The 18,555-nt window shown below is 67.4% G+C and carries 17 protein-coding genes and 2 tRNA genes; 17 read left to right on the top strand and 2 right to left on the bottom strand.

What is annotated here, in order from left to right; genetic code table 11:
* Nucleotides 1-17: 17 nt before the first annotated feature.
* From uvrA to ACFY9N_RS10005, 10 genes are all read left to right on the top strand, one after another.
* Complete coding sequence (gene uvrA, locus ACFY9N_RS10050) at nucleotides 18-2,906, top strand: excinuclease ABC subunit UvrA (RefSeq protein ID WP_391478355.1); 2,889 nt, start codon at nucleotides 18-20, stop codon at nucleotides 2,904-2,906.
* Nucleotides 2,906-4,849: an excinuclease ABC subunit UvrC gene (gene uvrC, locus ACFY9N_RS10045; RefSeq protein WP_391478354.1), complete on the top strand. Its 1,944-nt coding sequence runs from the start codon at nucleotides 2,906-2,908 to the stop codon at nucleotides 4,847-4,849. The genes uvrA and uvrC overlap by 1 nt, the downstream gene beginning before the upstream one ends.
* Nucleotides 4,850-4,882: 33 nt before the next feature.
* Nucleotides 4,883-5,755, top strand: coding sequence for an RNase adapter RapZ (gene rapZ / locus ACFY9N_RS10040; RefSeq protein ID WP_391478353.1), 873 nt, complete (start codon nucleotides 4,883-4,885; stop codon nucleotides 5,753-5,755).
* A gap of 67 nt (nucleotides 5,756-5,822) precedes the next feature.
* Nucleotides 5,823-6,800: a DNA-binding protein WhiA gene (gene whiA / locus ACFY9N_RS10035; protein ID WP_391478352.1), complete on the top strand. Its 978-nt coding sequence runs from the start codon at nucleotides 5,823-5,825 to the stop codon at nucleotides 6,798-6,800.
* Nucleotides 6,801-6,988: 188 nt separating this feature from the next.
* Nucleotides 6,989-7,615: a superoxide dismutase gene (locus ACFY9N_RS10030; protein ID WP_391478351.1), complete on the top strand. Its 627-nt coding sequence runs from the start codon at nucleotides 6,989-6,991 to the stop codon at nucleotides 7,613-7,615.
* A gap of 103 nt (nucleotides 7,616-7,718) precedes the next feature.
* The gene (gene gap, locus ACFY9N_RS10025; protein WP_391478350.1) at nucleotides 7,719-8,723 is read left to right on the top strand and encodes a type I glyceraldehyde-3-phosphate dehydrogenase; all 1,005 of its coding nucleotides are present in this window, start codon (nucleotides 7,719-7,721) and stop codon (nucleotides 8,721-8,723) included.
* 10 nt (nucleotides 8,724-8,733) lie between these two features.
* A complete protein-coding gene (locus ACFY9N_RS10020) occupies nucleotides 8,734-9,948 on the top strand; it encodes a phosphoglycerate kinase (RefSeq protein WP_391478349.1) in 1,215 nt (404 codons plus the stop codon).
* On the top strand, nucleotides 9,939-10,730 hold the full coding sequence (gene tpiA / locus ACFY9N_RS10015; RefSeq protein WP_391478348.1) for a triose-phosphate isomerase: 792 nt from the start codon (nucleotides 9,939-9,941) through the stop codon (nucleotides 10,728-10,730). Before ACFY9N_RS10020 ends, tpiA begins: the two co-directional genes overlap by 10 nt.
* A gap of 81 nt (nucleotides 10,731-10,811) precedes the next feature.
* Nucleotides 10,812-11,060 (top strand): preprotein translocase subunit SecG, encoded by a 249-nt coding sequence (gene secG, locus ACFY9N_RS10010; RefSeq protein WP_247622132.1) that lies wholly within the window; start codon nucleotides 10,812-10,814, stop codon nucleotides 11,058-11,060.
* Nucleotides 11,060-11,413: an RNA polymerase-binding protein RbpA gene (locus ACFY9N_RS10005; RefSeq protein ID WP_391478347.1), complete on the top strand. Its 354-nt coding sequence runs from the start codon at nucleotides 11,060-11,062 to the stop codon at nucleotides 11,411-11,413. Before secG ends, ACFY9N_RS10005 begins: the two co-directional genes overlap by 1 nt.
* 72 nt (nucleotides 11,414-11,485) lie before the next feature.
* Here the strand turns inward: ACFY9N_RS10005 and ACFY9N_RS10000 are convergent, their stop codons facing one another.
* The gene (locus tag ACFY9N_RS10000; RefSeq protein WP_391478346.1) at nucleotides 11,486-12,697 is read right to left on the bottom strand and encodes a hypothetical protein; all 1,212 of its coding nucleotides are present in this window, start codon (nucleotides 12,695-12,697) and stop codon (nucleotides 11,486-11,488) included.
* Between the two features lie 101 nt (nucleotides 12,698-12,798).
* Nucleotides 12,799-12,872: transfer RNA gene (locus ACFY9N_RS09995), tRNA-Gly, on the bottom strand.
* Nucleotides 12,873-12,979: 107 nt separating this feature from the next.
* Here ACFY9N_RS09995 and ACFY9N_RS09990 point away from each other — a divergent pair.
* The 7 genes from ACFY9N_RS09990 (at nucleotide 12,980) to deoC (ending at nucleotide 18,553) form a co-directional block, all read left to right on the top strand.
* Nucleotides 12,980-13,053 (top strand) — tRNA-Pro (locus ACFY9N_RS09990).
* Between the two features lie 60 nt (nucleotides 13,054-13,113).
* On the top strand, nucleotides 13,114-14,577 hold the full coding sequence (tig, locus tag ACFY9N_RS09985; protein ID WP_391478345.1) for a trigger factor: 1,464 nt from the start codon (nucleotides 13,114-13,116) through the stop codon (nucleotides 14,575-14,577).
* Between the two features lie 70 nt (nucleotides 14,578-14,647).
* Nucleotides 14,648-15,130, top strand: coding sequence for a tetratricopeptide repeat protein (locus ACFY9N_RS09980; RefSeq protein ID WP_391478344.1), 483 nt, complete (start codon nucleotides 14,648-14,650; stop codon nucleotides 15,128-15,130).
* 80 nt (nucleotides 15,131-15,210) lie between these two features.
* Nucleotides 15,211-15,807, top strand: a complete 597-nt coding sequence (locus ACFY9N_RS09975) for an ATP-dependent Clp protease proteolytic subunit (RefSeq protein WP_391478343.1) — start codon at nucleotides 15,211-15,213, stop codon at nucleotides 15,805-15,807.
* Between the two features lie 20 nt (nucleotides 15,808-15,827).
* Entirely contained in the window at nucleotides 15,828-16,469 is a 642-nt protein-coding gene (locus tag ACFY9N_RS09970; RefSeq protein ID WP_247622138.1) for an ATP-dependent Clp protease proteolytic subunit, read from the top strand.
* 150 nt (nucleotides 16,470-16,619) lie between these two features.
* Complete coding sequence (locus ACFY9N_RS09965) at nucleotides 16,620-17,555, top strand: sugar-binding transcriptional regulator (RefSeq protein ID WP_391478342.1); 936 nt, start codon at nucleotides 16,620-16,622, stop codon at nucleotides 17,553-17,555.
* Nucleotides 17,552-18,553 carry a deoxyribose-phosphate aldolase gene (gene deoC / locus ACFY9N_RS09960; RefSeq protein WP_391478341.1) on the top strand — a complete coding sequence of 334 codons (1,002 nt, stop codon included), beginning with the start codon at nucleotides 17,552-17,554 and terminating at the stop codon, nucleotides 18,551-18,553. Before ACFY9N_RS09965 ends, deoC begins: the two co-directional genes overlap by 4 nt.
* Nucleotides 18,554-18,555: the final 2 nt, after the last annotated feature.

Raw genomic sequence — 18,555 nt, 5'->3', positions numbered from 1 at the left:
CCTCGTAGACTTGTCCGGTGCCTATCGTCCCCGTCGCCACCCCCGGAAAACTCAGTGTTCGCGGTTCCCGCGTGCACAACCTCAAGAACGTCGACATCGACATCCCCCGTGACTCGCTCGTCGTGTTCACCGGCCTCTCCGGCTCCGGGAAGTCCAGCCTCGCGTTCGACACGATCTTCGCCGAGGGGCAGCGTCGTTACGTCGAATCGCTGAGTGCCTATGCTCGCCAGTTCCTCGGTCAGGTCGACCGGCCCGACGTCGATTTCATCGAGGGGTTGAGCCCGGCGGTGTCGATCGACCAGAAGTCGACCAACCGGAATCCCCGCTCTACCGTCGGAACGATCACCGAGATCTACGACTACATGCGTCTGCTCTGGGCGCGCATCGGCGTCCCTCACTGCCCGGAGTGCGGCGAGAAGATCCAGCGGCAGACCGTCCAGCAGATCGCCGACCAGCTCATGGAGCTGCCCGAGCGCACGCGCTATCAGATCGTGGCTCCGATCGTGTCCCAGAAGAAGGGCGAGTTCGTCGACCTCTTCCGTGAGCTCGGAGCGAAGGGCTACTCGCGCGCGATCGTCGACGGCGACCTGATCCAGCTCGCCGAGCCGCCCACTCTCAAGAAGAGCTACAAGCACGACATCGCCGTGGTCGTCGATCGCCTGGTCGCATCGGACGACATCCTCGGGCGGGTGACCGATTCCGTCGAGACGGCACTCGGGCTCGCCGGGGGCGTCATGCAGGTCAACTTCGTCGATGAAGAGGGCGACGACGCGTGGCAGTCCTTCTCCGAGAAGCTCGCCTGCCCCAACGGGCATCCACTCAGCCTCACCGAGATCGAGCCCCGCACCTTCTCGTTCAACGCGCCCTTCGGCGCCTGCCCCGCCTGCTCCGGCCTCGGCACCCGCATGTCGGTCGATGTCGACCTCATGCTCGGCGACGAGGATCTCTCGATCCGCGAGGGCGTCATCATCCCGTGGACGACGCAGGGCAAGGGACTGTTCCAGTACTACGAGCGCCTGCTCGAGGGGCTCTCCCGTGATCTCGACTTCTCGCTCGACACTCCCTGGCGCGAGCTGCACTCCGACGTTCAGGATGCCGTGCTGCGAGGCGAGAACTACAAGGTGACCGTCAAGTGGAAGAACCGGTACGGACGGGAGATGCGGTACGCCTCCGGGTTCGAGGGCGTCGTGCCGTACATCGAGCGGCAGTACCTGCAGGCCGAGTCCGACACGCAGCGCGGTCGGTGGGGCGAGTACCTCCGCGAGGTGCCGTGCCCCGTCTGCGACGGAAACCGCCTGAAGCCCGAGGTCCTCGCCGTCCAGGTGCAGGGTCACTCCATCGCCGAGGTCTCGCACCTGAGCCTGAGCGACGCCCAGGCCTTCATGCAGACGCTGACCCTCTCCGAGCGAGAGGCGCAGATCGCCGCGCAGGTTCTGCGTGAGATCCGTCTCCGGCTCGACTTCCTGCTGCAGGTGGGGCTCTCGTATCTCAACCTCAGCCGGTCCGCCGGATCGCTCTCGGGTGGTGAGGCGCAGCGCATCCGACTCGCGACGCAGATCGGATCCGGTCTCACCGGAGTGCTCTACGTGCTCGACGAGCCCTCGATCGGTCTGCACCAGCGCGACAACCGGCGTCTCATCAACACGCTGGTGAAGCTGCGGGATCTCGGAAACACGTTGATCGTGGTGGAGCACGACGAAGAGACCATCGAAGCGGCCGACTGGGTGGTCGACATCGGGCCTGGCGCGGGCGTCAACGGCGGCGAGGTCGTGCACTCCGGGCCGTACGAGGCGTTGCTCGCCGATCGGGCATCGATGACGGGGGAGTACCTCTCCGGCCGTCGCGAGATCGTCACACCGAGCAAGCGACGCAAGCTCGACCGCTCGCGCATGGTCAAGGTGGTCGGCGCGCGGGAGAACAACCTCAAGAACGTCGACGCGAGCTTCCCGCTGGGAGTGCTCACCGCGGTCACCGGCGTCAGCGGATCGGGCAAGTCGTCGTTGGTCAACGACATCCTCTACCAGGTGCTCGCCTCCCGGCTCAACGGTGCACGCACCGTCCCCGGCAAGCACACGCGTGTGACCGGGCTCGACAACCTCGACAAGGTGGTGCACGTCGACCAGGCACCGATCGGTCGCACGCCGCGCTCCAATCCGGCGACGTACACCGGGGTCTTCGATCGCATCCGATCCCTGTTCAGCGAGACGCCCGAGGCCAAGGTGCGCGGCTATCAGCCCGGACGATTCAGTTTCAACGTCAAGGGCGGGCGCTGCGAGGCGTGCTCCGGCGACGGCACGATCAAGATCGAGATGAACTTCCTTCCCGACGTGTACGTGGACTGCGAGGTCTGTCACGGCAAGCGGTACAACCGTGACACCCTCGCCGTGCACTACAAGGGCAAGAACATCGCCGAAGTCCTCGAGATGCCGATCGAGGAGGCCGCGGAGTTCTTCGAGCCGATCCAGGCGATTCACCGCTACATGAAGACGCTGGTCGACGTCGGGCTCGGATACGTGCGACTCGGTCAGTCCGCGACGACGCTCTCGGGCGGTGAGGCGCAGCGCGTGAAGCTCGCCACCGAACTCCAGCGGCGCAGCAACGGGCGCAGCATCTACGTGCTCGACGAGCCGACCACGGGTCTTCACTTCGAAGACGTGCGGAAGCTGCTCGAAGTGTTGAACGGACTCGTCGACAAGGGCAACACCGTGATCGTCATCGAGCACAACCTCGATGTGATCAAGTCCGCTGACTGGGTCATCGACCTCGGTCCCGAGGGGGGATCCGGAGGTGGTGAGATCCTCGCGACGGGTACTCCCGAGCAGATCGCGCGGGTGGAGGAGAGTCACACGGGGCAGTTCCTCGCCGAGATCCTCGGGGAAGGGCGCGCCGCGCGCAAGGCCAGCTGATGGCCGATGTGCTTCCGTACAAGCCGCGGCCGGGAGAGATCCCGACCGACCCCGGCGTGTACCGTTTCCGAGACGCGGACGGGCGGGTGCTCTACGTCGGTAAGGCGAAGAACCTCCGTCAGCGTCTGTCGAATTACTTCGCTCCGCTGCGCACTCTCCACGAGCGCACGCGGCGCATGGTCACGACGGCCGCGTCGGTCGAGTGGACCGTGGTGTCGACGGACGTCGACTCGCTGCAACTCGAGTACATGTGGATCAAGGAGTTCGATCCGCCCTTCAACGTCCGCTACAAGGACGACAAGTCGTACCCGTTCATGGCGGTGACCCTCGGCGACGAGGCCCCTCGGGTGCTCGTCACGCGGAACCGCAAGATCCCGGGTGCGCGGTACTTCGGACCGTACCCGAAGGTCTGGGCGGTGCACGAGACGATCGACCTGATGATCAAGGCGTTCCCGATCCGCACCTGCAGCGACGCGAGCTACAAGCGCGCCATGCAGACGGGGCGCCCTTGCTTCCCCGGACAGATCGGCAAGTGCGGCGGGCCGTGCTCGATGACGGTCACGATCGAGGAGCATCGGGCGATGGTGAACGACTTCGTGGCGTTCATGGCCGGCGGCGACGAGCGGTTCACCCGCGATCTCCGCAAGCGGATGCTCGACGCGTCCGCGGCGATGGACTACGAAGCGGCGGCGAAGTACCGCGACAAGCTCTCCGCGATCGAGGCCGTGCTCGGCAAGAGCGCCCTCGTGCTCGCATCGGATGAGGACGCGGACCTCTTCGGCATCGCGGAGGACGAGCTCGCCGCGGCCGTTCAGCACTTCGTGATCCGCGGTGGCCGTGTGCGCGGCGTGCGGGCGATGACGATCGAGAAGGAGATCGACATCTCGGGTGCCGAGCTGGTCGATCAGGTGCTCCAGCGGGCGTACGGAGACGCCGCGGACGTGCCGCGGCGGATCCTCGTGCCCGCGCTGCCGGACGACGCTCCCGAGATGGAGGAATGGCTCCGCGAGCGCCGCGGGAAGAAGGTCGAGATCGCCGTGGCGCAGCGTGGCCAGCGCGCTGATCTCATGCGCACCGCCACGTTGAACGCGCAGCAGGCCCTCATCCGCCACAAGACGCGGAGGACCAGCGATTACGTGGCGCGCACGCAGGCCCTCACCGATCTGCAGGACGCCCTCGGCATGGACGAGGCTCCCTTGCGCATCGAGTGCTTCGACATCTCGCACCTGGGCGGGACGAACGTCGTGGCCTCGATGGTCGTCTTCGAGGACGGCCTCCCGCGCAAAGACCAGTACCGTTCCTTCGGCATCGCCGAGACGACGGACGACACCGACTCGATGTACCAGGTTCTGCGCCGTCGCCTGGCGTATCTCGACCGGCCGGAGCCGGTCGTCGTCAGCGATCCACTGCTCGCCGACGGCCCGGTGCTCGCCGACGGCCCGGTGCTCGCCGACGGCCAGGTCGACGCAGAGGCAGAGCCGGAGACCGGTCGGAAGAAGCCGCGTTTCGCGTATCGGCCGCAGCTGCTCCTCGTCGACGGTGGCAAGCCGCAGGTCGAGGCGGCGGCTCGCGCCCTGCGCGACTCGGGGCACCCCGAGATCAGCGTGTGCGGCATCGCGAAGCGCCTCGAGGAGGTCTGGCTGCCCGGCGACGATTTCCCAGTGATCCTGCCGCGCACGAGCGAAGCGCTCTACCTGCTGCAGCGCCTGCGTGATGAGGCCCACCGCTTCGCGATCGTGCATCAGCGCAAGAAGCGCCGCAACGACATCACCACCGTGCTCGCCGAGGTGCCGGGGCTCGGCGCCGCTCGCATCAAGGTGCTGCTCAAGCACTTCGGATCGGTGACGGCCCTGCGGGCGGCGGAGCCGGGCCAGATCGAGGAGGTGCAGGGCATCGGGCCGGTCCTGGCGCAGAACATCCACACGCACCTCGCCACTCGATAGGCTGGTATCCCAGGCGAAAGGGATGAGCGTAAGATGACCGAGTCCGAGAAGGGCGAGTTCCTCATCGTCACGGGTATGTCCGGCGCCGGCCGCACCACGGTGGCGAACGCCCTCGAAGACCTCGGCTGGTACGTCGTCGACAACCTCCCCCCGCAGATCCTGCGACCGCTGATCGACCTCACCGACATGGGCGGCGACGCACTGCCCAAGGTCGCGGCCGTCGTGGACGTGCGAGGGCGCAGCCTCTTCGACGATTTCCCGGAGGTCGCGCGGCTGCTGCGCTCACGCGGTTCCGTGCGCGTGCTGTTCCTCGAGGCATCCGACGACGTGCTCGTACGGCGCTTCGAGGCCGTCCGCCGTCCGCACCCGCTGCAGAACGACGGCACGCTTCTTGACGGTATCCGGCGAGAACGCGCTCGACTCGCGCCGATCCACGAATCCGCCGACATGGTGATCGACACCTCGACGCTGAACATCCATCAGCTGGCCACTCAGGTGTCGGAGCTGTTCTCCGAAGAGGGGCAGGCTCGCCACCGCGTCACGCTGCTCAGCTTCGGGTTCAAGTACGGTCTGCCGACCGACGTCGATCTCGTCGCCGACATGCGCTTCCTCCCGAACCCCTTCTGGAACGAGGAACTGCGCGGCCTCACCGGGCAGGACGAGCCGGTGCGCGAGTACGTGCTCTCCCGAGAGGGCGCGAGCGACTTCCTCGAGGCCTACGCCGCGGCTCTCACTCCCGTGCTCGAGGGGTATCAGCGCGAGAACAAGAGCCACTCCACCATCGCCATCGGGTGCACCGGGGGCAAACACCGCTCCGTCGCCATGTCGGAGGAGCTCGCGCGCCGCCTCGCCGCCATCCCCGGGGTGGCCGTCAACGTCCGTCATCGCGACCTCGGGCGCGAGTAAGGGAGCGCCCAGCCGGTAAGCTGGACGTTTGCGTCGCGACCCGGCGCGTGAACGTAGAAGGAGTCCCGTGGCACTCACCACCGACGTCAAGGCCGAGCTGGTCAGCATCCGAAACGCACCCCCGACGGTGCGAGTGGCGGAGGTGACGGCGGTCCTGCGGTTCGCCGGCGGCCTGCACTCGATCGCCGGCCGGGTGGCCGTCGAAGCGGAAGTGGATGCCGAGACCCTCGCGCGTCGCGTGGCGCGGGATCTCGCCGAGATCTACGGCGTTCGTCCCGAGATCGCTCAGGTGCAGTCGAGCACCGCCAACGAGGGTGCCCGATGGGCCGTGCGCGTCATCGATTCGGGCGAGACCCTCGCCCGTCAGACCGGCCTCCTGGACCAGCGTCGTCGTCCGGTTCGCGGACTCCCGAACCGTCTCACCACGGGCTCGCGCTCGGAACTCGCCGGTCTCTGGCGTGGTGCGTTCCTCGCTGCCGGTTCGCTCAGCGAACCCGGCCGCTCCGCCATGCTCGAAGTGGTCTGCCCGTCGTCGGAGGCCGCCATGGCTCTCGTCGGCGCCGCGCACCGTCTGGGCGTCGCAGCCAAGGCCCGGGAGGTTCGCGGCATGCCGCGCGTCGTCGTCCGCGAGGGCGAGGCGATCCGTGCCATCCTCAGCGAGATGGGTGCTCACCGCACCGCCGTCGCGTGGGAGGAACTGCGTCAGCGCCGCGAGGTGCGCGCCGGTGTCAACCGTCTCGTCAATTTCGACGACGCGAATCTGCGTCGTTCGGCGCAGGCCGCCGTCGCCGCCTGCGCACGCGTCGAGCGCGCGCTCCAGATCCTCGCCGACGAGGTTCCCGACCACCTGCGCGTGGCGGGGGAGCTGCGTCTCGCGCACCGGGATGCGAGCCTCGACGAGCTCGGTCATCACGCGGACCCGCCGTTGACGAAGGATGCCGTCGCCGGTCGCATCCGCCGCCTCCTCGCGATGGCCGACAAGAAGGCGCAGCACGACGGCATTCCGGGCACCGAGTCCGCGGTGCCCGCCGGGCTCGACGTCTGAGCATCGCGCCCATGCTCACATGAGAGCCGGTCCTGTCAAGGGTCGGCTCTCTTCGTCATTCAGCGGAAGGATCCGGTGCCGCAGGGCGTTGGCGTCAGTAGGATGAGTTACGTCCGCTCCTCGCCGCATCTCGGCGGCGCGGAGGATCGGCAAGCGCCGCGGCGCGGCGCGGATTGGATGAAAGCGATATGGCGACCTACACGCTCCCCGACCTCCCCTACGACTTCGCAGCTCTCGAGCCGCACATCAGCGGAAAGATCATGGAGCTGCACCATGACAAGCACCACCAGGCCTATGTGACCGGTGCGAACACCGCGCTGGAGCAGCTCGCCGAGGCCCGCGACAGCGGAAACCTCGCGAACGTCAACAAGCTCGAGAAGGACCTCGCGTTCAACCTCGGCGGTCACGTCAACCACTCGATCTTCTGGACCAACCTCTCGCCGAACGGCGGCGGCCAGCCCGAGGGCGAGCTGAAGGCGGCCATCGACGAGTACTTCGGCTCGTTCGAGAAGTTCCAGGCCCACTTCACGGCTGCGGCGACCGGCATCCAGGGCTCCGGCTGGGCCGTGCTGAGCTGGGACCCGATCGGCGCGCGCCTGATCATCCAGCAGCTGTTCGATCAGCAGGCGAACACCGCGCAGGGCACCGTCCCGCTGTTCCAGCTCGACATGTGGGAGCACGCCTTCTACCTCGACTACCTCAACGTCAAGGCCGACTACGTCAAGGCCGCGTGGAACATCGCGAACTGGGAGAACGTCGCCCAGCGCTTCGAGGTCGCCCGCGAGAAGACCTCGGGCCTGCTGGTACTGTCGTAAACAAGACGGGCGTCCCGACGGACGATTCGCCCGTCGGGACGCCGTTGTCCACGCTTCTCTAGTAGAAACCGCGCGCAAGCGCACGAGAAATCAGGAGACCTGAGTGTCTGTCAAGATCGGTATCAACGGCTTCGGCCGTATCGGACGCAACTACTTCCGCGCGGCTCTCGCGCAGGACGCGGACATCGAAATCGTCGCGGTCAACGACCTCACCGACAACAAGACCCTGGCGCACCTGCTGAAGTACGACTCGATCACCGGTCGCCTCGACGCCGAGGTGAGCTACGACGAGAACAGCATCACCGTCAACGGAAACGTCATCAAGGCTTTCGCCGAGCGCGACCCCGCCAACCTGCCGTGGGGCGACCTGGGCGTCGACATCGTCATCGAGTCGACCGGCTTCTTCACGAAGGCGGAGCTCGCCAAGAAGCACATCGAGGCCGGCGCCAAGAAGGTGCTCATCTCGGCTCCCGCCACGGGTGACGACGCGACCATCGTGATGGGCGTGAACGAGGACACCTACAACCCGGCGACCGACCACATCATCTCGAACGCCTCGTGCACCACGAACTGCCTCGCGCCGCTCGCCAAGGTGTTCAATGACGCGTTCGGCATCGAGACCGGTCTCATGACGACGGTCCACGCCTACACCGCCGACCAGAACCTGCAGGACGGCCCGCACAGCGACCTCCGCCGCGCGCGCGCCGCAGCGATCAACATCGTCCCGACGTCCACGGGTGCGGCGAAGGCCATCGGCCTGGTCCTCCCGGAGCTCAAGGGCAAGCTCGACGGCTTCGCGCTGCGCGTTCCGGTTCCCACCGGCTCGATCACCGACCTCACGATCACGACCAAGAACCCGGTCACGGTCGACGAGATCAAGGCCGCGTACAAGGCTGCCGCCGAGGGGCCCCTCAAGGGCATCCTCAAGTACACGGAGGACGAGATCGTCTCGAGCGACATCGTCACCGACCCACACTCGTCGATCTTCGACGCCGGTCTGCTCCGCGTCATCGGCAACCAGGTCAAGCTCTCCAGCTGGTACGACAACGAGTGGGGCTACTCCAACCGTCTCGTCGACCTGACCGAGTACGTGGCAGAGCGTCTCTGAGTATCGCCCCATGACTCTGCGCACCCTGGACTCACTGGGTTCGCTCGAGGGCAAGCGCGTCATCGTCCGTTGTGACCTGAACGTCCCCCTGCGGGACGGGGTCATAACGGACGATGGCCGTGTACGCGCCTCGTTGCCGACCCTCAACGCGCTCATCAACGCGGGCGCCCGCGTCGTCGTGTGCTCGCACCTCGGACGCCCGGACGGCGCACCCGACCCCCAGTACAGCCTCGAGCCGGTCGCGCAGCGACTCTCCGAGCTGCTCGGCAAGCCGGTCGCCTTCGCGCGCGACACGGTCGGCGAATCCGCGAAGGATGCCGTGGAGTCGCTCGAGAACGGCGAAGTCGTCGTGATCGAGAACCTGCGCTTCAACCCGGGAGAGACCTCGAAGGACGACGCCACCCGCGCGGCATTCGCGGCCGAACTGGCGGAACTCGGAGACGTCCTCGTCTCTGACGGCTTCGGTGTCGTGCACCGCAAGCAGGCGAGCGTCTACGACCTCGCCGAGATCCTGCCCTCGGCGGCCGGGCTGCTGATCGCCGCCGAGCTGGACGTGCTCGATCGTCTCACCGAGAACCCCGAGCGTCCGTACGCGGTCGTGCTCGGCGGATCGAAGGTCAGCGACAAGCTCGGCGTCATCTCGCATCTGCTCCCGCGGGTCGATCGGATCCTCGTCGGTGGCGGCATGCTGTTCACCTTCCTCAAGGCGCAGGGGCACGATGTCGCCGCGAGCCTCCTGGAGGAGGACCAGCTCGACACCGTGCGCGGATACATCGCCGAGGCCGAGAAGCGCGGGGTGGAGCTCGTGCTCCCGACCGATGTGGTCGTCGCCGCCTCGTTCTCCGCGGATGCTGCGCACGAGGTGACCTCGGCCGATGCGATCGAATCGACGGCGTTCGGCGCCTCGGGCATCGGTCTCGACATCGGCCCCGAGACCGCTGCGCGGTTCGCGGAGGTCATCCGGGGATCGAAGACGGTGTTCTGGAACGGCCCGATGGGCGTGTTCGAGTTCCCCGCGTTCGCGAACGGCACCCGCGCGGTCGCTCAGGCGTTGACCGAGGTCGACGGCCTCAGCGTCGTCGGTGGGGGAGACTCCGCCGCGGCCGTGCGTCAGCTCGGATTCGTCGACGATCGCTTCGGTCACATCTCGACCGGCGGCGGCGCCAGCCTCGAGTTCCTCGAGGGCAAGAAACTACCCGGCCTGGAGGTGCTCGGATGGGCCTGAACGCCCGTACCCCGCTGATCGCGGGAAACTGGAAGATGAACCTCGACCACCTGCAGGCGGTCGCGTTCGTGCAGAAGTTGCACTGGACGTTGAAGGACGCCAAGCATGAAGACGGCTCCGTGGAGGTCGCGGTGTTCCCGCCCTTCACCGACATCCGCAGCGTGCAGACCCTGATCGACGCCGACAAGATCCCCTTCGCCCTGGGCGCGCAGGACGTCTCGGCCCACGATTCGGGTGCGTACACCGGAGAGGTCTCGGGCGCGTTCCTCGCCAAGCTGGATGCGAAGTACGTCATCATCGGCCACTCGGAGCGTCGTGAGTACCACGCCGAGTCCGACGAGGTCGTCGCGGCGAAGGTCCAGGCGACGCTCAAGCACGGACTCGTGCCGGTGATCTGCGTCGGCGAGACCGCGGAGGACCTCGAGAAGTTCGGGGCCAGCGCGGTTCCGGCCGGTCAGCTCGAGGCCGCGCTGCAGAACGTGTCGGCATCCGCTGACATCGTCGTGGCGTACGAGCCGGTCTGGGCCATCGGGTCGGGACAGGCCGCGACGCCGCAGCAGGCGCAGGACGTCTGCGCCGCCCTCCGCGGCGTCATCGCGAAGGTCCTCGGTGAGGACGCCGCTGCCCGCACCCGCATCCTCTACGGCGGTTCGGTGAAGTCCGCGAACATCGCGAGCTTCATGCGCGAGCCCGACGTGGACGGCGCGCTGGTGGGCGGTGCGAGCCTGGTCGTCGACGAGTTCGCTGCGATCATCCGCTTCGAGAAGCACGTCGGAGTGTGAGTGCGGCGGGGCTTCGGCCCCGCTGCACCGTATACTTGACCGTTACGGGGGCACTCCTGCCCCAGCGAAAGGCTCTTTCTCGTGGCAATTCTCGAGTTCGTCCTGCAGGTCGTGCTGGGCATCACCAGCGTTCTGCTGACCCTTCTCATCCTTCTGCACAAGGGCCGCGGTGGCGGCCTGTCCGACATGTTCGGTGGGGGGATGTCCTCGGCGGTCGGCTCGTCCGGTCTCGCCGAGCGCAACCTGAACCGCTTCACCGTCGTTCTGGCACTGGCCTGGTTCGTGGCGATCGTCGCGCTGGGACTCATCACGAAGTTCGAGGTGATCTGATGGCTACCGGTGGCAACGCCATTCGCGGCACCCGTGTCGGCTCCGGCCCCATGGGGGAGCAGGACCACGGGTACCACGCCGACCGCATCGCGGTGTCGTACTGGGACGGCCTCGGCAACGAGACGGTCCGGTACTTCGCGGCGGGTCTCCCCGAAGAGGAGATTCCCGAGACGATCGATCACCCGCAGACGGGGCTTCCCGCCGGTCGTGACCGCGAGAACCCGCCGGCGCTGGCGAAGACCGAGCCGTACAAGACGCACCTCGCCTATGTCAAGGAGCGCCGTACCGACGAGGAGGCCGTCCAGCTGCTCGACGATGCCCTCACGCAGTTGCGCGAGCGTCGCGGGCAGTAGCTCGCCGGCAGCAGACATCACGAAGCCCCCGCGATCGTTCGCGGGGGCTTCGTCGTATCCGGCGAGAGTGGGTCAGCGGCATCCGGATGCTGCGGCGATGTAACTTTCGGGCGGGTAGCCGTACGCCCAGACGCCGTTCGCGTCATCGGTGAAGCCCATGCTGATCGCCCAGGCTGTCGCCCACTTCTCGATGCTGTCCTGCGTGGAGGAGTCGTACATGTCCTCGCACTTCACGCTGATGGCGTGACCGACCTCGTGCGCGACGAGCGCTTTGCTGCGGTCGGCGGGCCACTGCTCGGCGACCGAGTTCGACAGCAGGATCACGGACCGATCCGGTTCGTCCCACCACCAGGTCGTGTACCCGCCCATGCTCCCGTTGTCACCCGCTCCGTTGACGATCGGCGCCCAGTCGAATTCCAGTAGCACTCCTGGCGCGAGCGAACGGGCGAACGCCTCGATCTCGAGCCGGGCGCCGAGGAGCGGGCCGGCTTTCTCCGCCATCTCCGCGTCCTCAGAGGCGACGACCTGGGCGGCGGATGCCTGGAGCGTGGTGAAGCGCGCCACGGCATCGTCGTCGAGTGTCGTCAGCGGTGCGATGTCGTCGGCGGCCGTGCGCATCGCGATGATGTCGAGGTTCTTCGCCGAGATGTGACCGGCTTCGAAAGCAGGCACGGCGGCAGCAGCACCGGTGACGACCGTGCTGCCGGCGTCGATCATCGCGGCATCTGCCTCCTCCACCTCTGGCAGTTGCGCGTCGAGCTCAGTTCGAAGAGCATCGGCATCGTCGGCCTGCGCGTCGAGGAGGTCGGCGGAACCGAAGAGCTCCCAGAACCACCCGGGCTTCTCGCCGAGGCGGGGTGGTTCCTGCGCCGTGAGCTCCTGCGCCGTCGCGGTCAGGTCCTTGGCGTCGGTGATCGCCGTGGTGAGATCGTCGAGCGGCACGCCGTCCATCAACAGCCCCGTGTCCGCGGCGAGCAGGCTGTCGGCGGAGGTCGTGGTCGCGGTGAGTGCGTCGACCTCCGACTCGAGGGCGGTGCGTGCGGCGACCGTCTCGGTGCGGGCGGACTGGTACGCATCCGCCGCATCGTCGAACCGGAGATTCGCGCCGATGTGCACGGCTGTGAACGCCCCGACGACGACGGCGGCGCCGAGGATGCCGAACAACAGAGTCTTCGGTGCGGAGCGGCGCTGCACGATCGGTCCGGTTCCACCGGAGAACCGCGGCGGAAGGTGGTGGCCGCTCGCCGGGGCCGGTCCGTACGCAGGTCGATTCCCGTCGCTCACCGGCATCCCCCTCGTCGTGGCACCACGTGGATATGCCCTCGAGTCTAGGAGATGGCACGCACGACGAAGGCCCCCGTCTCATGACGGGGGCCTTCGTGAGGTGGAGGGGCTGACGGGAATCGAACCCGCATCATTAGTTTGGAAGACTAAGGCTTTACCACTAAGCTACAGCCCCGGAAAACGAGCCCGGGGACTCGGTTGCCGACTCAACGACTATACCGGACTCTGAGGCATGCTCCTGTCCGTTAGACTCGGTGGGGCTGAATCTGCGTGCGGATTCCCCGGGGCGTAGCTCAGTTTGGTAGAGCGCCCGCTTTGGGAGCGGGAGGTCGCAGGTTCAACTCCTGTCGCCCCGACACGGCCCCCAAGGCTCACGGCCGCGGTGCACCGCGGAAATCACAAGGAGACACACAAGCATGGCGAACAGCACCGTCGAGAAGCTGACCCCGACCCGGGTCAAGCTCACCATCACGGTCACCCCGGACGACCTCAAGCCGAGCATCGCTCACGCCTATGAGCACATCGCTCAGGACGTCCAGATCCCCGGCTTCCGCAAGGGCAAGGTCCCTGCTCCCATCATCGACCAGCGCGTCGGCCGCGGTGCCGTCATCGAGCACGCGGTCAACGAAGGCCTCGACAAGTTCTTCCGCGAGGCGAGCGCCGAGCACAAGCTGCGCATCGTCGGCCGCCCGTCCGCCGACATCACCCAGTGGCCGAGCGAGAAGGACTTCTCCGGCGACCTGCTCGTCGACGTCGAGGTCGACGTGCGCCCCGAGATCGAGCTCCCCTCCTACGACGGCATCACGCTGACCGTCGACGCCGTCGAGGCCGATGACGCGGCTCTCGACGCCGAGCTCGAGAACATGCGCGCCCGTTTCGGCACGCTGGTCCCCGTCGACCGTCCCGCCGCGAAGGGCGACTTCGTCGAGCTCGACCTCGTCGCGACCATCGACGGTGCCGAGATCGACCGCGCCGAGGGCGTCTCCTACGAGGTCGGCTCGGGCGAGCTGCTCGAGGGCATCGACGACGCGATCGAGTCGCTCACCGCCGGTGAGGACACCACCTTCCGCTCCGCTCTCGTCGGAGGCGACCACGCCGGCTCCGAAGCCGAGGTCGCCGTGACCGTCAAGGCCGTCAAGGAGCGCGAGCTGCCCGAGGCTGACGACGACTTCGCGCAGATCGCGAGCGAGTTCGACACGATCGCCGAGCTGCGTGCGAGCCTCGCCGAGCGCGTCGCGCAGCAGGGCGTCTTCACGCAGGGTTCGGCCGCGCGCGACAAGCTCGTCGAGACGCTGCTCGAGCAGATCGAGATCCCGGTTCCGCCGCAGCTCATCGAGGACGAGGTGCACAACCACCTCGAGGGCGAGAACCGCCTCGAGGACGACGTCCACCGCGCCGAGGTCACCGAGGCGAGCGAGAAGCAGTTCCGCACGCAGGTGCTGCTCGACACGATCGCCGAGCAGGCCGACGTGCAGGTCTCGCAGGAGGAGCTCAGCCAGTACCTCGTGCAGTCCGCGGCGCAGTACGGCATGGCGCCCCAGGAGTTCGTCGAGGCGCTGCAGTCGTCGAACCAGCTCCCCGCCCTCGTCGGCGAGGTCGCGCGTAACAAGGCGCTGGCCGTCGCCCTCGGCAAGGTCAAGGTCGTCGACACCAACGGAAAGCCGGTCGACCTGTCCGACTTCATCGTGACCGATGACGAGGCGGAGGCAGCGGAGGCCGAAGAGGCTCCCGCCGAGAAAAAGGCTCCCGCCAAGAAGGCTCCGGCGAAGAAGGCTCCCGCCAAGAAGGCGGCGGACGCCGACGCCGACGAGAAGCCGGCCGCGAAGAAGCCCGCCGCCAAGAAGGCTCCGGCCAAGAAGGCGGCCGACAAGGCCGAGTGATCGCACGATCACGATGAAAGGGGCGGATGCTGCGGCGTCCGCCCCTTTCGCATCACTGGAGGAGCATCGGATGGACGACTGGAACGCGCGGATCGACGAGGTGTGGGCCGACGACGCCCTCACCGACGCGGAGCGGATCGTGCGCATCGACGCCCTCGCGGCGGAGCGCGGTGACGACGACGCCCGTGCGCTGTTCGAGCGTGCCGGGGCGCGTGACTCCGCGGGCATCGAGGCCGAGGCGGAGGCGCTCTACCGGCGCGCCCTCGCTGCGGGGCTCGACGAGGAGCATCGTCCGCAGGCCGTGATCCAACTCGCGAGCACGCTGCGGAACCTCGGCGGCACCGAAGAGGCGCTCGAGATGCTGCGCGCCGAGCGCGACCGCGGCGGTGCCCTCGGTGACGCGGCATCCGCCTTCTACGCTCTCGCCCTGGTGTCGAGCGGTGACCCCGTGCGCGGTGCCGCGATCGCACTCGAGGCGCTCGCGCCGCACCTGCCGCGGTACACGCGGTCGGTCACCGGATACGCCCGCGAACTGGTCGATCCGCCGCGCTGATATGCCGACGGCGAACAACGGCCTGGAGGCTACGCGGTCGCCGGTAGATTCGAAGCACGAACACGGAAACAGGAGCTGAAATGGCTGCAGAACCCCTTGTCGCGACGAGCGTCTTCGACAGGCTGCTGAAGGATCGCATCATCTGGCTGGGCTCAGAGGTGCGTGACCAGAACGCCAACGAGATCTGCGCGAAGATCCTTCTTCTCGCCGCAGAGGACTCGGAAAAGGACATCTACCTCTACATCAACTCGCCCGGTGGCTCGATCACCGCGGGAATGGCGATCTACGACACGATGCAGTTCGTGCCGAACGACATCGTCACCGTCGGCATCGGCATGGCCGCTTCCATGGGACAGCTGCTGCTCACCAGCGGCACCAAGGGCAAGCGCTACATCACCCCGAACGCACGCGTGCTTCTGCACCAGCCGCACGGCGGTTTCGGTGGAACGTCGAGCGACATCCAGACGCAGGCGCAGCTCATCCTCTCGATGAAGAAGCGTCTCGCCGAGATCACCTCCGGCCAGACGGGCAAGTCCGTCGAGCAGATCAACGCCGATGGTGACCGCGACCGCTGGTTCACGGCTGAGGAAGCCCTCGAGTACGGCTTCGTCGACCACATCCGCGAGCACGCCAGCGACGTCACCGGTGGCGGCGGCACGGCCGACGACGCCGCCTGATCCGGATTCGAAAGGACACCATGTACACGCCCACTTTCCAATCCGCCGGCAACCTGCCCTCCAGCCGCTACGTCCTCCCGCAGTTCGAGGAGCGCACGGCGTACGGCTTCAAGCGTCAGGACCCGTACAACAAGCTGTTCGAAGATCGCGTGATCTTCCTCGGCGTACAGGTCGATGACGCATCCGCCGACGACGTGATGGCGCAGCTGCTCGTGCTCGAGAGCCAGGACTCCGAGCGCGACATCACGATGTACATCAACTCGCCCGGTGGCTCGTTCACCGCGATGACGGCGATCTACGACACGATGCAGTACGTCGCGCCGCAGATCCAGACCGTCGTCCTCGGCCAGGCGGCATCCGCGGCCTCCGTGCTGCTCGCCGCCGGCGCGCCGGGCAAGCGTCTCGCGCTGCCGAACGCGCGCGTCCTGATCCACCAGCCCGCGATGGGCGAGGCCGGTCAGGGGCAGGCATCCGACATCGAGATCCAGGCGGCGGAGATCCTCCGGATGCGCACGTGGCTCGAAGAGACCATGGCCAAGCACACCGGCAAGCCGGTCGAGCAGATCAACCGCGACATCGACCGCGACAACATCCTCTCGGCCGAGCAGGCTCGCGAGTATGGAATCGTCGATCAGGTGCTCACCTCGCGCAAGCGCGCTTGAGTGCCTCTCGAAGGGGCGTCGGTCATCACGACCGGCGCCCCTTCGTCGTACCCGGCAGATGTGCGGACGGATGGCGGCCAATGCTCATATGAGCACAAGCGTGCGCCAACGCGGGAAGAGTCGTACGCTGGAGCACGGAAGGAGGATGCCGTGGAAGACGAACTGCTCATGGTCCGGGTCGCCGAGCTGTACTACGACGAGGACAAGACACAAGACGAGATCGGCGGACTCCTCAAGATCTCGCGCTGGAAGGTCGGCCGTCTGCTGACCCAGGCGCGCGAGCGCGGCATCGTCCGCATCGAGATCATCCACCCGCGCGCTCGACGTCTCGGCCTCGAGCGCGAGCTCGTCGAGCGCTTCGGCCTGAGCGACGCGGTCGTCGTCCCTGCTCCGGAGGGCGACGACGGCACGCTGGAGCGGGTCGCCCAGGCAGCGGCCGACTTCCTCACTGCGCTCCGTCCCGTTCCGCGCACGCTCGGGGTGAGCTGGGGGCGCACCCTCCGAGCGGTGGCCGAAGCCCTTCCCGACGGCTGGGCCAACGGTGTCACCGTAGTCCAGCTCAACGGGGGAGTGAGCCTCAACCGCCGCTCCGGCGGGGCCGCCGGACTCGCCGTCACGATCGCCCAGCGCGCGAACGGTCAAGTCTCGCTGCTGCCGAGCCCCGCGATCCTCGAGCGCGTCGAGACCAAGAGGGCGATCGAGTCCGATCGGACGGTCGCCGGCATCCTCGAGGAGGCTGCGGACGCACAGGCTTTCCTGTTCACCGCAGGTCCCTGCGACGCGTCGTCGGCGCACGTCGAGAACGGTTACCTCAGCGCTGAGGACGTCGACGAGCTCGCGCGACGCGGAGCCGTCGGCGACGTGCTCGGACGCTACGTCGACGCCGAGGGCAATATCGTCGACGCGCAGCTCGACGCCCGCACGGTCGGCGTGAGCCTCGACCGGCTGCGCGGGGCGAAGAAAGCCATCTTCGTCACCGCAGGCCCCGCGAAGCATGACATCGCCCGCACCGTCGTCACCAGCGGCCTGTGCGGGGTAATGGTGACAGATGAGACCACAGCACGAGCATTGTTGGAGGAACGATGACGACCAATGAACTGACCCGCAGAACGGCGGTGGACGTGCTCGGCGGAGATCCCGACGACGCGACCCTCCGCCGCTTCCTGCACGGCCTCCCCGGCGTCGACGCCGTCGGCCTCGAGCAGCGCGCCGCAGGGCTGGGCACCCGATCGATCAAGACGACGTCGAAGGCCTGGGCCCTCGACACCATCATCAAGCTGATCGACCTCACCACGCTCGAGGGGGCGGACACCCCCGGGAAGGTGCGTTCCCTGGTCGCCAAGGCCAAGAACCCGGATGCTGCCGACCCGAGCACCCCCAAGGTCGCGGCGGTCTGCGTCTACGGAGACATGGTCGGTGACGCGGTGAGTGCTCTCGGTGCCCTGCACGGCGACCCGGACGACGGGCTCATCTCGGTCGCCGCCGTCGCGACGGCATTCCCGAGCGGGCGCTCCTCGCTCGAGATCAAGCTCGCCGACACGGCCGAGGCCGTCGCAGCCGGAGCCGACGAGATCGACATGGTGATCGACCGCGGGGCGTTCCTCTCCGGGCGCTACGGTCTCGTGTTCGACCAGATCGCGCGTGTGAAGGAAGCATGCCGTCGTGAGGACGGCAGCTACGCATCGCTCAAGGTCATCCTCGAGACCGGTGAGCTGAACACCTACGACAACATCAAGCGGGCGTCGTGGCTCGGCATCCTCGCCGGCGGAGACTTCATCAAGACGTCGACCGGAAAGGTGCAGCCGGCGGCCACCCTCCCGACGACGCTGCTCATGCTCGAGACCGTGCGCGACTGGCACCGTGCGACCAGCGAGAAGATCGGTGTGAAGCCGGCCGGCGGCATCCGTTCGTCGAAGGACGCGATCAAGTATCTCGTCACTGTCGCCGAGACCGTCGGGGAGGAGTGGCTCCAGCCGCACCTGTTCCGCTTCGGCGCCTCGAGCCTCCTCAACGACGTGCTGCTGCAGCGTCAGAAGCTCACCACCGGCCACTACTCCGGCCCCGACTACGTCACGATCGACTGACT

Source organism: Microbacterium sp. NPDC008134, assembly GCF_042957055.1.
In the GTDB taxonomy this organism is placed as follows: domain Bacteria; phylum Actinomycetota; class Actinomycetes; order Actinomycetales; family Microbacteriaceae; genus Microbacterium.
The sequence above is the reverse complement of the archived record's forward strand: the minus strand, read 5'-3'. Positions and strand labels throughout refer to the sequence as shown.

What these genes read in the sequence shown, in the direction of transcription:
- tig (WP_391478345.1), top strand. Translation starts at nt 13,114, where the DNA reads ATGGCGAACAGCACCGTCGAGAAGCTGACCCCGACCCGGGTCAAGCTC.
- uvrC (WP_391478354.1), top strand. Translation starts at nt 2,906, where the DNA reads ATGGCCGATGTGCTTCCGTACAAGCCGCGGCCGGGAGAGATCCCGACC.
- ACFY9N_RS09970 (WP_247622138.1), top strand. Translation starts at nt 15,828, where the DNA reads ATGTACACGCCCACTTTCCAATCCGCCGGCAACCTGCCCTCCAGCCGC.
- rapZ (WP_391478353.1), top strand. Translation starts at nt 4,883, where the DNA reads ATGACCGAGTCCGAGAAGGGCGAGTTCCTCATCGTCACGGGTATGTCC.
- ACFY9N_RS10020 (WP_391478349.1), top strand. Translation starts at nt 8,734, where the DNA reads ATGACTCTGCGCACCCTGGACTCACTGGGTTCGCTCGAGGGCAAGCGC.
- ACFY9N_RS09980 (WP_391478344.1), top strand. Translation starts at nt 14,648, where the DNA reads ATGGACGACTGGAACGCGCGGATCGACGAGGTGTGGGCCGACGACGCC.
- deoC (WP_391478341.1), top strand. Translation starts at nt 17,552, where the DNA reads ATGACGACCAATGAACTGACCCGCAGAACGGCGGTGGACGTGCTCGGC.
- tpiA (WP_391478348.1), top strand. Translation starts at nt 9,939, where the DNA reads ATGGGCCTGAACGCCCGTACCCCGCTGATCGCGGGAAACTGGAAGATG.
- ACFY9N_RS09975 (WP_391478343.1), top strand. Translation starts at nt 15,211, where the DNA reads ATGGCTGCAGAACCCCTTGTCGCGACGAGCGTCTTCGACAGGCTGCTG.
- ACFY9N_RS10005 (WP_391478347.1), top strand. Translation starts at nt 11,060, where the DNA reads ATGGCTACCGGTGGCAACGCCATTCGCGGCACCCGTGTCGGCTCCGGC.
- ACFY9N_RS10030 (WP_391478351.1), top strand. Translation starts at nt 6,989, where the DNA reads ATGGCGACCTACACGCTCCCCGACCTCCCCTACGACTTCGCAGCTCTC.